Origin of the sequence: Kitasatospora brasiliensis (genome assembly GCF_032654805.1) — a bacterium.
In the GTDB taxonomy this organism is placed as follows: domain Bacteria; phylum Actinomycetota; class Actinomycetes; order Streptomycetales; family Streptomycetaceae; genus Kitasatospora; species Kitasatospora brasiliensis.
This window is the reverse complement of record NZ_JAUOOW010000005.1, coordinates 19,847-32,185: the sequence shown is the minus strand read 5'-3', so window position 1 is coordinate 32,185 and position 12,339 is coordinate 19,847. Positions and strand designations below refer to the sequence as shown.

At 72.9% G+C, this 12,339-nt stretch carries 9 protein-coding genes; 8 read left to right on the top strand and 1 reads right to left on the bottom strand.

The window, feature by feature from the left end:
* The first annotated feature begins 337 nt into the window (after positions 1 to 337).
* From rpsB to rlmN, 8 genes are all read left to right on the top strand, one after another.
* The gene (gene rpsB, locus QWJ13_RS19780; RefSeq protein ID WP_316526062.1) at positions 338 to 1,231 is read left to right on the top strand and encodes a 30S ribosomal protein S2; all 894 of its coding nucleotides are present in this window, start codon (positions 338 to 340) and stop codon (positions 1,229 to 1,231) included.
* Between the two features lie 129 nt (positions 1,232 to 1,360).
* On the top strand, positions 1,361 to 2,200 hold the full coding sequence (tsf, locus tag QWJ13_RS19775; RefSeq protein ID WP_316526061.1) for a translation elongation factor Ts: 840 nt from the start codon (positions 1,361 to 1,363) through the stop codon (positions 2,198 to 2,200).
* A 261-nt stretch (positions 2,201 to 2,461) separates the two neighbouring features.
* Positions 2,462 to 3,226 carry a UMP kinase gene (gene pyrH / locus QWJ13_RS19770; RefSeq protein WP_316526060.1) on the top strand — a complete coding sequence of 255 codons (765 nt, stop codon included), beginning with the start codon at positions 2,462 to 2,464 and terminating at the stop codon, positions 3,224 to 3,226.
* 116 nt (positions 3,227 to 3,342) lie between these two features.
* On the top strand, positions 3,343 to 3,900 hold the full coding sequence (gene frr, locus QWJ13_RS19765) for a ribosome recycling factor (RefSeq protein WP_316526058.1): 558 nt from the start codon (positions 3,343 to 3,345) through the stop codon (positions 3,898 to 3,900).
* Positions 3,901 to 4,181: 281 nt separating this feature from the next.
* A complete protein-coding gene (locus QWJ13_RS19760) occupies positions 4,182 to 5,327 on the top strand; it encodes a phosphatidate cytidylyltransferase (protein WP_316526683.1) in 1,146 nt (381 codons plus the stop codon).
* Positions 5,328 to 5,700: 373 nt separating this feature from the next.
* Positions 5,701 to 7,668 carry a stealth family protein gene (locus QWJ13_RS19755; protein ID WP_316526057.1) on the top strand — a complete coding sequence of 656 codons (1,968 nt, stop codon included), beginning with the start codon at positions 5,701 to 5,703 and terminating at the stop codon, positions 7,666 to 7,668.
* Positions 7,669 to 7,985: 317 nt separating this feature from the next.
* Positions 7,986 to 9,947, top strand: coding sequence for a DUF8189 domain-containing protein (locus QWJ13_RS19750; protein WP_316526056.1), 1,962 nt, complete (start codon positions 7,986 to 7,988; stop codon positions 9,945 to 9,947).
* Between the two features lie 96 nt (positions 9,948 to 10,043).
* Positions 10,044 to 11,144, top strand: coding sequence for a dual-specificity RNA methyltransferase RlmN (gene rlmN, locus QWJ13_RS19745; RefSeq protein WP_316526055.1), 1,101 nt, complete (start codon positions 10,044 to 10,046; stop codon positions 11,142 to 11,144).
* Between the two features lie 12 nt (positions 11,145 to 11,156).
* On the opposite strand, the gene QWJ13_RS19740 is transcribed toward rlmN, so the two are convergent.
* Positions 11,157 to 12,305 carry a hypothetical protein gene (locus QWJ13_RS19740; protein WP_316526053.1) on the bottom strand — a complete coding sequence of 383 codons (1,149 nt, stop codon included), beginning with the start codon at positions 12,303 to 12,305 and terminating at the stop codon, positions 11,157 to 11,159.
* Positions 12,306 to 12,339: the final 34 nt, after the last annotated feature.

Sequence of the window (12,339 nt, the reverse complement as noted above, 5' to 3'; positions counted from 1 at the left end):
CCCGGCTCCTCGCCGGGCCCCCGGCCACGCGTGGAGTCGCCCGCCCCTCGGCGCTTCCCGTACACTTCACACGCGACCCGGTCCGCCGGGTCGACTTCGCACGCCCCGCCACCGGCGGTCGGACGCGGTTCTTCCGCAGCCCCGCCAGGTGCGAGTGCCGCTCGGTCCGCCGAGCCCGACCGGCCCCTGGCCGAACGGGCGCAAGCGGCTCGGCACGTTCGGGGCGTCAGGCGTGGCTGTCACCTGGCCGCCACGGACAAACCGAGACTGACCCGGCTGTGGGCGATCGCTGCGACGCAGTGCCGCTGCCGGGCCGTAACACCAAGGAGTACGGCACATGGCCGTCGTCACGATGCGGGAGCTGCTGGAGAGCGGCGTCCACTTCGGTCACCAGACCCGCCGCTGGAACCCGAAGATGAAGCGCTTCATCATCACCGAGCGCAACGGCATCTACATCATCGACCTCCTCCAGTCGCTGAACTACATCGACCGGGCCTTCGAGTTCATCAAGGAGACCGTTGCCCACGGCGGCAGCGTCCTCTTCGTCGGCACGAAGAAGCAGGCCCAGGAGGCCATCGCCGAGCAGGCCACCCGCGTGGGCATGCCCTACGTGAACCAGCGCTGGCTCGGCGGCATGCTGACCAACTTCTCGACCGTCTACAAGCGCCTCCAGCGCCTGAAGGAGCTCGGCGAGCTGGACTTCTCGGACGTGGCCGGCTCCGGCCTCACCAAGAAGGAGCTCCTGGTCCTCCAGCGCGAGCACGACAAGCTGGAGAAGACCCTCGGCGGTATCCGCGACATGCAGCGCGTCCCCAGCGCTGTCTGGATCGTGGACACCAAGAAGGAGCACATCGCGGTCGGCGAGGCCCGGAAGCTCAACATCCCGGTCGTCGCCATCCTCGACACCAACTGTGACCCGGACGAGGTCGACTACAAGATCCCGGGCAACGACGACGCCATCCGCTCCGTCACCCTGCTGACCCGCGTGATCGCCGACGCCGTGGCTGAGGGCCTGAAGTCCCGCGCCGGTGTCGCCAAGGGCGACGCCAAGGCCGAGCCGGGTGCCGACCAGCCGCTCGCCGCCTGGGAGAAGGACCTCCTTGAGGGCGAGAAGAAGGCTGAGGAGGCCCCCGCCGCCGCCGAGGCTCCCGCCGCCGAGGCCCCCGCCGCCGCCGAGGCTCCCGCCGCCGAGGCCACCGAGGCCACCGAGGCTCCGGCCGAGCAGGCCTGACGTACCAAGGGTGAGGGGCACCCGCCGGTACGAAGCCGGCAGGTGCCCCTCTCTCCAGCGCCGGGACCGAACCATCGGTCCCGGCGCCACTCCACGCAGACACGCGAGACGCGAGAAGAGATTCACACCATGGCGAACTTCACCGCCGCGGACGTCAAGAAGCTCCGTGAGCTCACCGGCGCCGGCATGATGGACTGCAAGAAGGCCCTGGACGAGGCCGAGGGCCTCGTCGAGAAGGCCGTCGAGCTTCTCCGCATCAAGGGCCAGAAGGGCGTTGCCAAGCGCGAGGGCCGTGACGCCTCCAACGGCGCCGTCGCCGCGCTGATCGCCGAGGACAAGAAGTCCGGCGTTCTGGTCGAGCTGAACTGCGAGACCGACTTCGTCGCCAAGGGCGAGAAGTTCGTCGAGGTCGCCGACGCGATCGCCGCTCACGTCGCCAAGTCCGCCCCGGCCGACCTGGACGCCGCCCTGGCTTCCGAGATCGAGGCCGGCAAGACCGTCCAGCAGTTCGTGGACGAGGCCAACGCGAGCCTGGGCGAGAAGATCGTCTTCCGTCGCTTCGCCCAGTTCGACGGTGACGGCTTCGTCGCGGTCTACCTGCACAAGACCAGCCCCGACCTGCCGCCGGCCGTCGGCGTCCTGGTCGAGCTGGACAAGGAGAACGCCGAGGTCGCCAAGGACGTCGCGCAGCACATCGCCGCCTTCGCGCCGAAGTACCTGTCCCGCGAGGAGATCCCGGCCGAGGAGCTTGAGAACGAGCGCCGCGTCGCCGAGGCCACCGCTCGCGAGGAGGGCAAGCCGGAGGCCGCCCTGCCGAAGATCGTCGAGGGTCGCGTCACCGGCTTCGTGAAGGAGAACTCCGTCCTGGAGCAGGCCTTCGCGAAGGACAACAAGAAGACCGTCGCCAAGGTCCTCGAGGAGAACGGCGTCGCCCTCAAGCGCTTCGCCCGTTTCCGCGTCGGCGCCTGAGCCACGTTCCACCTGGTTCCCGGCCCCTCTAGGCTGGGAACCGCCCCCGCCCGCTGACCCGGGCGGGAGGAACGCCGAACGGGCTCACCCCGCGCCTACCGTCAACGGGCGGGCTCGCGTCGGCACCATGAACGACGAGGAGGCCATTGCCGTGCAGGACACCGAACCGGTTCCCGCGGCAGTGGCCTCCTCGCGTGTACGCGCAGGCGGGGCATCCGCACACCCGCGCCTGTGACCAGTAGGTGCAAAAAGGAGAAGTCCATGCAGGAGACGCAGGAGACCGCGCAGGACCCCGAGGTCGGCTCGCGCCGCCGGGTGCTGCTCAAGCTGTCCGGTGAAGCCTTCGCCGGTGGTGGCGGGCTCGGCGTCGACCCGGACGTCGTGCACGCGATCGCCCGGGAGATCGCCACCGTCGTCCGCGCCGGTACCGAGGTCGCGGTGGTCATCGGCGGCGGCAACTTCTTCCGGGGTGCCGAGCTCCAGGTCCGCGGCATGGACCGGGCCCGTTCCGACTACATGGGCATGCTCGGCACCGTCATGAACTGCCTCGCGCTCCAGGACTTCCTGGTCAAGGAGGGCATCGAGACCCGGGTCCAGACCGCCATCACCATGGGCCAGGTCGCCGAGCCGTACCTGCCGCTGCGGGCCGTCCGGCACCTGGAGAAGGGCCGTGTGGTGATCTTCGGCGCCGGTATGGGCATGCCGTACTTCTCCACCGACACCACGGCCGTGCAGCGCGCCCTGGAGATCCACGCCGATGTCCTGCTGATGGGCAAGAACGGTGTGGACGGCGTTTACGACTCCGACCCGCGGACCAACCCGGACGCGGTCAAGTTCGACGCGCTGGAGTACTCCGAGGTCATCGCGCGCGACCTCAAGGTGGCCGACCTCACCGCGATCACGCTGTGCAAGGACAACAACCTTCCGATGCTGGTCTTCGAACTGCTGGCGGAGGGCAATATCGCGCGTGCGGTGAAGAGTGAGAAGATCGGCACACTCATCAGCCAGGATTCTGTCCGGGCCTGAGCAGCAACCAGCCGTACGGGACGGCGCCGGCCCAGCGGTCGGCCGCCGTGCCGCGACCGGCCAGCGCGCCGAGACCGGTCGGAACAACAGCAGATGAACCGGACAGGGAGACCACAGTGATCGAAGAGACCCTCCTCGAGGCCGAGGAGAAGATGGAGAAGGCCGTCAGCGTCGCCAAGGACGACCTGGCCGCCATCCGGACCGGCCGTGCCCACCCGGCGATGTTCGCCAAGATCGTCGCCGAGTACTACGGCGCCATCACGCCGATCAACCAGCTGGCCTCGTTCTCGGTGCCGGAGCCGCGGATGGCGGTCGTCTCGCCGTTCGACAAGACCGCGCTGAAGGCCATCGAGCAGGCGATCCGCGACTCCGACCTGGGCGTCAACCCGTCCAACGACGGCTCGATCATCCGCGTGGTGCTGCCCGAGCTCACCGAGGAGCGCCGCCGGGAGTTCATCAAGATCGCCCGTACCAAGGGCGAGGACGCCAAGGTCTCGATCCGTTCGGTGCGCCGCAAGGCCAAGGACGCCATCGACAAGCTGGTCAAGGACGGCGAGGTCGGCGAGGACGACGGCCGCCGCGGTGAGAAGGAGCTCGACGACACCACGGCCAAGTACGTGGCCCAGGTCGACGAGCTGCTGAAGCACAAGGAAGCCGAGCTGCTCGAGGTCTGATGAACGACGCCCCTGACGCCCCCGGCTACTGGGGCCCGTCCGACCAGCAGTTCCAGCCTTACCGCCCGGCGCCGCAGCCGCAGGCGGCCCGTACCCCGGCCCATCCGGTGCCGGGGTACGGCGAGCGGCCGGCCCAGGGCCACCCGGGGCACCCCGGGCACCAGGGCTACCCCGGGCACCAGGGCGGTCATGGCGTGCCCCCGGGCACGCCGGGCCTCCGTTCGGATCAGCCCCAGCAGCCCCCGGTGTACTGGGGCGGCGACGCGGAGGAGACTCAGGTCATGCCTCCCGTACCGGCCGATCCCGGCGCCCGGCAGCCGCAGGACGCGGGGCAGGCCAGGGAGTCCGGTCGGCTGAGCGGCCCGCTGTTCCGGGACGAGCAGCCCGACACGGCGCCGCCGGGCGTGACGGAGACCGTCGTGCTGCGCGCGATATCCGACGACGCCACCCCCGCCCCCGGTCGCGGCACCCCGCCGCACCCGGGGGCACCGGTGCATCCCGCGCCGCCGGCGAACCACCTGGCGGCCGGGCAGCCCCACTTCGTGCCGTCGTCCCACCCAGGGCAGGAGACACCCGTGGCCGCCCAGCCCGCCCCGCAGCCGCAGCCGCGCAAGCAGCGCGGTGGCCGAAACCTCCAGGCCGCCATAGGCGTGGGCGTCGGCCTCGGCGCGGTGATCGTCGCTTCGCTGTTCGTGGTGAAGGCGCTGTTCCTGGTCGTCGTGATGGCCGCGGTCGCGGTCGGCGTCTGGGAGCTGACCAGCCGGCTCGCCGAGCGCAAGCAGATCAAGGCGCCGCTGATCCCGTTGGTGGTCGGCGGTGTCGCGATGGTGGCCACCGGCTACTGGTCCGGCATCCAGTGGGCCGCCGCCTCGCTCGCGCTGACCGGTCTGGCGGTGATGGTCTGGCGGATGGCCCAGCCGCCGGAGGATTACCTGCGGGACATAACGGCAGGTGTGTTCACCGCCTTCTACGTGCCGTTCCTGGCCACGTTCGTGGCGATGATGCTGGCGGCCGACGACGGCCCCCAGCGGATCGTGCTCTTCCTGATCGTGACGATCTGTAGCGACACCGGCGCGTACGCGGTGGGCTACAAGTTCGGCAAGACCAAGCTGGCCCCGACGATCAGTCCGGGCAAGACCCGTGAGGGCCTGGCCGGCGGCATCGGGCTGTCGATGCTGGCGGGCGCGCTGCTGATGGAGCTGATCATCGACGGCGGCAGCTGGTGGCAGGGCCTGATCCTGGGCGGCTGCGCGGCGGTCACCGCGACCCTGGGCGACCTGGGCGAGTCGATGATCAAGCGCGACCTCGGGATCAAGGACATGGGCACGCTGCTGCCCGGCCACGGCGGCATCATGGACCGGCTGGACTCGCTGCTGCCGACCGCCCCGGTGGTCTGGCTGCTGCTGGCGGCCTTCGTCGGCAGCTGACCCGCACGCGCGAGAGGGCCCCGGACGCCTGGCGTCCGGGGCCCTCTCGCGTACCGGCCCCCGAGTTCGACCGCGGTGTATCGCAATTCAGGATGAATAGGCGTCGAATAAGCCCACGACCTGGGAACGGGCAGGGTATCGCCTGGTAAGTCACTGGCAAAAGCTCCGGGACCGGCCCAAACGGACGCCTGATCGTTATTGGAACTCAACACAATATTCCCGCGGTCGCATACGATCTCCGGCAGTGCAATGGGACTCGTGCCGCGGTGGTGCGGCTCTGCGGCGAGAGAAAGTCGGTGGAATCGGACTTTCGGACACAACGCGCTTTCCTTCCCTCATTCCGCGGTTTCCCCCCACCCCACTTGGAGTCCCCGTGCCCGTCCGTCCGGCCCGCCTCGCCACCGCGATGCGCCCGCTCGCTGCATTGGCGCGCCGTCGCCGGCCCTTCGGGGGACGGACGTCCGGTCAGGTCCAGGTGGCCCCGGAGGTCGTGGAGGAGCCGCCGTCCCCGATCGAGCGGCTGACCCTGGCGCGGTCCGCCCGCGAGGAGGAGCTGGCCGCGGCCCTCACCGGGGTGGTCCGGCGCGGTGACGTCCTGGCGGAGCCGCACCGGAAGCTGCTGCCGGGGCAGCGCCGGGACGGCAACCTGGCCGAGGTGGCCGGGGTACTGGACGCGGCCGGCCTCGCGCACGGCATCGTGCCCGACCGGAACCCGCGCCACCGGCTGGCGATAGCCCCTGGCGACCGGGCGGCGGTGCTGGAGGCGCTGTCCGCCACGTTCGCGGGGCAGGCGGTGTACGCGGACCTGCTGGAGCACGGGCGCACCCTCGGGACCGTCCTGGCCGAGCAGCTGCCCGCCGCCGTCGCCCTGATGGAGGCCGCCGAGAGCACCCCGGACGACGAGCAGGGCGCGGACGACGAGCAGGGGGACGGCGCACCGGAAGAGGGCGCGGCACCGGACGGGAACGAGGGCCAGGACGAGACCGAGGAGCAGGTCGGCCCGACCTGGCCGGCCGACCGGGTCAAGGGCGTGCGGATCTACCGGCCCGCGGCGGTCGGCACCCTGCTGTACGGCCCCGAGACCGGCTGTGACGTCGAATTCTGGGACTCCGCCGCCCCGTCCCCGGGCGCGATCGCCTCGATCGACGAGACCCCGTTCGGCTGGTGGGTGCCCTCGCTGGCGGCCACCGCAACCAAGACCGTCGACGGACGCCCCTACCCGCTGCTCGACGTCTTCGCCACCGACCTGCCGGACCAGGTGACCTTCCCGATCGACGCCGTGATCACCTGGGTCGACGACGCGGACCCCGCCTGGCAGGAGCGCCGCGCCGCCGCCCGGGAGCGGCTCGCCCACACCGCGGCCCCGATCGCCGCCGAGGACGGCGTCGCCGCCAGCGGGATCGCGGGCGACGCCGACCAGCGCTTCCGCAACCGCGACGAGCTCCGGTACTGCCTGCGCGCGCTCGCCGCGCACGCGCCCTGGATCCGCCAGGTGTACCTGGTCACCGACGACCAGGTGCCGCACTGGCTGGACACCGACGCCCCGGGCCTGACCGTCGTGTCGCACCGCGAGCTGTTCGCCGGCACCGGTGCCGGACCGGTGTTCAACTCCCACGCGATCGAGAGCCGGCTGCACATGGTCCCCGGACTCGCCGAGCACTTCCTGTACGTGAACGACGACGTCTTCCTCGGCCGCACCCTCGTGCCGGAGGACTTCTTCCTCGGCAACGGCCTGCCCCGCTACTTCCCCGACGGCCGGATCATCCCGCCCGGCCCCGCCGAGGCCGACGACTCGGTGTACGTCGCCGCGCTGAAGAACACCCGCGCAACCCTGGCCGCCGCCGTCGGCAAGACCTACCCCCGCACCCTCAAGCACACCCCGCATCCGCTGCGGCGCAGCGTGCTGGCGGAGAGCGCGGAGAAGTTCGCGGACGAGCTGCGCGGCACGGTCGGTTCGGCCTTCCGGGCCGCCACCGACCTCGCGCCGGTCACCCTGGCCATCCACTACGCCCACGCGACCGCCCGCTCGGTGGAGGGGCAGCTCTCCGACGGCTACTTCGTCACCGACAGCAACGAGGACCTCGCCCGGCTCGCGGAGCTGCGGGAGGAGCGCTGGGCGGATTGCTTCTGCCTCGCCGACGGCACCCATGACCAGCTGTCCCCGGAGGAGCAGGAGGAGGCCGTCGCCGGTTTCCTGCGGGCCTACTTCCCGGTCCCGTCGCCCTTCGAGAGCGCGGAGGCCATCGCGGCCGACGAGGCGGCGGAGGCGGCAGCGGCGGCCCGGGCAGCGGCTGCCGCGGAGGCCGACGCGGCCCCGGCAGCCGCCGTCGAGGGGGAGTGAGCGGCCCACCCGGCCCGACGCCCACCATCCGCCCGCCCCGCCCACGGGTCTTCCCCGGCCGCCGGTGTCAGCCTCGTCCTGACTGGGTGTGATAATCCTTCAAAACGCCCCGGGGAGGGTGTGAACGGGGTGGACGAAGGGGCGGGTGCAGGGTGGGGCGGGTGACGACCGCCGTGGCGGCGTTGGCCTTGACGTTGTCGCAGACGTGGGTGGGCCCTGCGGCACTGGTGACGGGGGGCAAACCCCTGTCGATACTGAGGGCCAGGCCGAAACCCCCGCCGGCGCAGTCCGAGTGGGCGGCCGGCGGACAGGCGGCCGTGGTCCAGGTCGTCGCCCACCAGGACGACGACCTGCTGTTCATGAATCCCGACCTGTCCAACAGCATCCGGGCCGGTCTGAAGGTGACCACCGTCTACGTGACCGGCGGTGCCGCCGGAACCGGGGCGGCCTACGCGGCCCACCGCCAGGACGGCGCCCGGCTCGCCTACGCCCGGATGGCCGGTCAGACCTCCGGCACCGGCATCGGCGACTGCGCCGACGACCCCGGCCCGGCCTGCTGGGACCGGGACGACTACCGTCCGGCCCCGGACGGCCCGGTCGCCGAGCGTTTCACCTTCAAGAAGAACCGGTCGGTGCGGCTCGTCTTCCTCGACCTCCCCGAATACGCGGACTCGGCCTACCTCGGCGGGAACGCCCTGCGCCGGCTCTGGGACACCAGGGACACCGCCGCGCCCGCCAGGACCGTGACGCTGGACATGGACGGCCCCGGCACCGTCTGGCCGCAGACCTATGACGGCCGACGGCTGCTCGGCATGCTGCGCGCCCTGCTCGCGGACCAGGGACCCACCCTGATCAGGCTCCAGGACCCGGCCCCGGACCCGACGCTCTGGTCCTCCCACGCGGAGCACGACCACCCGGACCACATCTCCACCGCGTGGTTCGCGGACGCGGCCGCCGACGCCTACGCGGCGGGCGGACGCCGGGCGCTGGTCGAGCACTACCGGGCCTACAACACCTGGTCCTCGCCGGCCGTGCTCTCCACCGCGGAGACCGCCGACAAGCAGGCCGTCTTCCGGCGGTACGCCGGGCGGGACTCCCGGCTGCCCACCGGGGCCGCCTTCACCGGGAGCGCGTACGCGTCGTGGCTGTCCCGGCAGTACCAGCGCTCCCCGCGGTCCACCCAGGTGGTGGCCGCGGACCGGGCCGGTCTGCTGCACGCCTTCGCGGTGGAGGGCGGATCGCTGCTGGAGTGGGCCGAGGACGCGGACAAGGTGTGGCGCGGCCCGGTCGCGCACGGCGGCCCGGGCGGTCCGCTGGCGGCCGGGGTGACGGTGATCCGCCGCCGGGACGGCGCTCTGGCGGTGTTCGGGCAGCGCTCCGACACCGGCGAGCTGGTCTCCCGCGCCCAGGACCCGGCCGGCGGGTGGACCTGGTCCGCCCTGGGCAGCCCCGACCCCGTCGCCCCGCCGGGGGCGTCCAAGCTCGACAACCCGGCGCTCCAGGTGAGCGCACCCGTCCTGGCCGCCGACGGCGAGGGCCGGCTGCACCTGTTCGTCCGCAACCGCCGCGGCGGCGTCAGCGGCAGGGCGCAGACCGGACCGGACGGGCCGTGGGGGGAGTGGGCCGACCTCGGGGGTGCGAACGTCCAGGACGCGCCCTCGGCCGTCGCCGACGCGGACGGCCGGATCGAGGTGTTCGCCGTCGCCGCGTCGGCGAACATCCGCCCGACCGTCCTGCACTGGTCCCAGTCGGCACCGGGCGGCGCCCTGGTGCCCGACCCCGACTTCCCGGCCATCGCCCCGGTCGGCGACGTCGGCGTGGGAGCCGCGGCCGACGGCCGCCTGGTGCTGTTCTACCGGCAGCTGTCGGAGGGCGACCTGCCGCCCGGGTCGAGCACCCGCTCGTACACGATGCGCCTGGCCCAGAGCGAGCCGGGCGGCCGCTGGGCGCCGGAGGTCGAGCCGGTCGGCGGCGGTCCCGACCACGGCGGCGGCGGCGAGCCGGCCGTGGTGTCCGCCTCCGGCCCCGCCGCCGCGCGCCCGATGGTGGTGGCCGTCCGCAATCGGGACGGCGGCATCAGCGTCAACCGCCAGGGGGTCGACGGACGGTTCGGCGGCTGGAGCGACCTGGACGGCTTCATCGTCGGGGCGCCGGCCGCCGGAGTCGACCGGGACGGCCTGACGGACCTGGTGGCGCTCGGCCCGGACGGTCGGCTGCGCCAGAGCCGACAGCGGCCGGACGGCTCGTTCGGCGGCTGGACCATCGCCGAGGAGCCCTGAACCGGACGGGCCTGACGGCCGACCGCGGGCGCCGGGCGCCCACCCGCCGCTCGCCCGGGCGGGCGGACTTCCGGCGTCTGCGACACTTGAACCACCATGCCTAAGCCCGGAGAACTCACGTTTGTCGCGCCGCGCGGCGCCAAGCCCCCGCGACACCTCGCCGACCTCAGCCCCGCCGAGCGCAAGGAGGCCGTCGCCGAGCTGGGCGAGCAGCCGTTCCGCGCCAAGCAGCTCTCCAACCACTACTTCGGCCGGATGTCGAACGACCCGGCGAGCTGGACGGACATCCCCGCCGCCAGCCGGGAGAAGCTCACCGAGGGCCTGCTGCCCGAGCTGATGTCGGTGGTCCGGCACGTCTCCTGCGACGACGACGCCACCCGCAAGACGCTCTGGAAGCTCTTCGACGGCACGCTCGTGGAGTCGGTGCTGATGCGCTACCCGGACCGGGTCACCATGTGCATCAGCTCGCAGGCCGGCTGCGGCATGAACTGCCCGTTCTGCGCCACCGGCCAGGCCGGGCTGACCCGCAACCTCTCCACCGCCGAGATCGTCGAGCAGATCGCCGCCGGGATGCGCGCGCTCAAGAGCGGCGAGGTCGCCGGTGGCGAGGCGCGGCTGTCCAACGTGGTCTTCATGGGCATGGGCGAGCCGCTGGCCAACTACAACCGGGTGCTGGCTGCGATCCGCCGGCTGACCGACCCGGCGCCGGACGGCTTCGGCCTGTCGCAGCGCGGCATCACGGTCTCCACGGTCGGCCTCGTCCCGGCGATGCACCGCTTCGCCGACGAGGGCCTCAGCTGCCGCCTGGCGCTGTCGCTGCACGCTCCGGACGACGAGCTGCGCGACGAGCTGGTGCCGGTGAACACCCGCTGGAAGGTCGCCGAGGTGCTGGACGCGGCCTGGAACTACGCGGAGAAGTCCGGTCGCCGGGTCTCCATCGAGTACGCGCTGATCAAGGACATCAACGACCAGGCCTGGCGGGCCGACCTGCTCGGCCGGCTGATCAAGAACCGCCGGGTGCACGTCAACCTGATCCCGCTGAACCCGACGCCCGGTTCCAAGTGGACGGCCTCCCGCCCGGAGGACGAGCGCGAGTTCGTCCGCCGGCTCCAGTCGCACGGCGTGCCGACGACCGTCCGTGACACCCGCGGCCAGGAGATCGACGGCGCCTGCGGCCAGCTGGCCGCGGCGGGCTGAGCATCCCGCCGCCTACCGGAGTCCGGCGGCCGCCAGCGCGGCGGTCGCCCCGCCGGTCAGCAGCAGCGTGCTGCCCACCGCGAGGGTGCGCAGCGCGACCGCGCCGAACAGCAGCCGGGGTGAGGTGCCGAGGCGCAGCAGCGCGTCGGTGACCTCCCGGCGGTCGGTGCGGACCTCGGCGAGCCGGGCGATCACCGCGGCGACGGCGCAGCCGAGCACCAGGCAGGCCTCGACCGCGGGCAGCGCGTCGGCGCTGTCGGGTGTGCCGATCCAGTAGCGGATGGTGGTGAGCACCAGCGCGACGGCGAGGGTGAGCACGGCCAGCGGCGCGCCGAGCCGGCGGGCCTGGGCGGTGAGGCCGCGTCCGGCCAGCAGTCGCAGCGGGGTGGGTCGGCCGACCGCGAGCAGCCGTCCGGCCCAGGCCAGCAGCGGGCCGGTGAGCAGGGCGAGCCCGAGGGCGCTGGCGGCCCAGCCGCCGAGGGCGGCGGTGCTGGTGCTGCCGAGGCCGGCGGGCAGGTGGATCGGGCGCCCGTCGGCGGCGGCGCCGGGCCGCAGGGCGATGAGTTCGAGGGCGGCGCCGCTCACGCCCAGTCCGGTGGCCAGGGCGATCCGCCAGACGCCGAAGCCGGTCGGGGCGGGGACCCGGCGGCCGGGCATGGCGTCGCCGACGGGCATCGCGCAGGCGGCGGCGGTGCCGGCGGTGAGTGGGACGAAGGCGAGCAGGGCGACCGGTGCGGCCGGCGGCAGCGGTACGCCCAGGCCGAGGTCGGCGGCGAGGGTGGGCCCGGCGACGTCGTTGCGCAGCACCAGGAAGAGCAGCAGGGTGAGCACGCTGCCGAGGGTGGCGGCGAGCGCGACCTCCCACGCGACGAGCGTTCGGATCCGCAGGGAGCCGGCCCCGGCGGCGGTGAGGCCGGCGATCCGTTCGGGCCGCCGGGCGGGCACCGAGCGGGCGGCGACGGCGGCGAACCAGGCGACGGCGGCGAGCGGGGGCAGGCACCAGAGCAGCCGGACCAGCGGGTCGCCGCCGGCCGGGTCGCTCATCGCCCGGCCGAGGGAGCGCAGCAGGAAGCCGGCGACCACGGCGGCGGCCAGGGCGGTGAGCAGCCAGCGGCCGAGGTCGGGCACCCGGTAGCCCCGGGCCAGACGGAGATAGAACACGTCGACTCTTTCAGCTGCGCGGCTCTGTCAGCGG

What these genes read in the sequence shown, in the direction of transcription:
- pyrH (WP_316526060.1), top strand. Translation starts at nt 2,462, where the DNA reads ATGCAGGAGACGCAGGAGACCGCGCAGGACCCCGAGGTCGGCTCGCGC.
- rpsB (WP_316526062.1), top strand. Translation starts at nt 338, where the DNA reads ATGGCCGTCGTCACGATGCGGGAGCTGCTGGAGAGCGGCGTCCACTTC.
- QWJ13_RS19760 (WP_316526683.1), top strand. Translation starts at nt 4,182, where the DNA reads ATGCCTCCCGTACCGGCCGATCCCGGCGCCCGGCAGCCGCAGGACGCG.
- tsf (WP_316526061.1), top strand. Translation starts at nt 1,361, where the DNA reads ATGGCGAACTTCACCGCCGCGGACGTCAAGAAGCTCCGTGAGCTCACC.
- rlmN (WP_316526055.1), top strand. Translation starts at nt 10,044, where the DNA reads ATGCCTAAGCCCGGAGAACTCACGTTTGTCGCGCCGCGCGGCGCCAAG.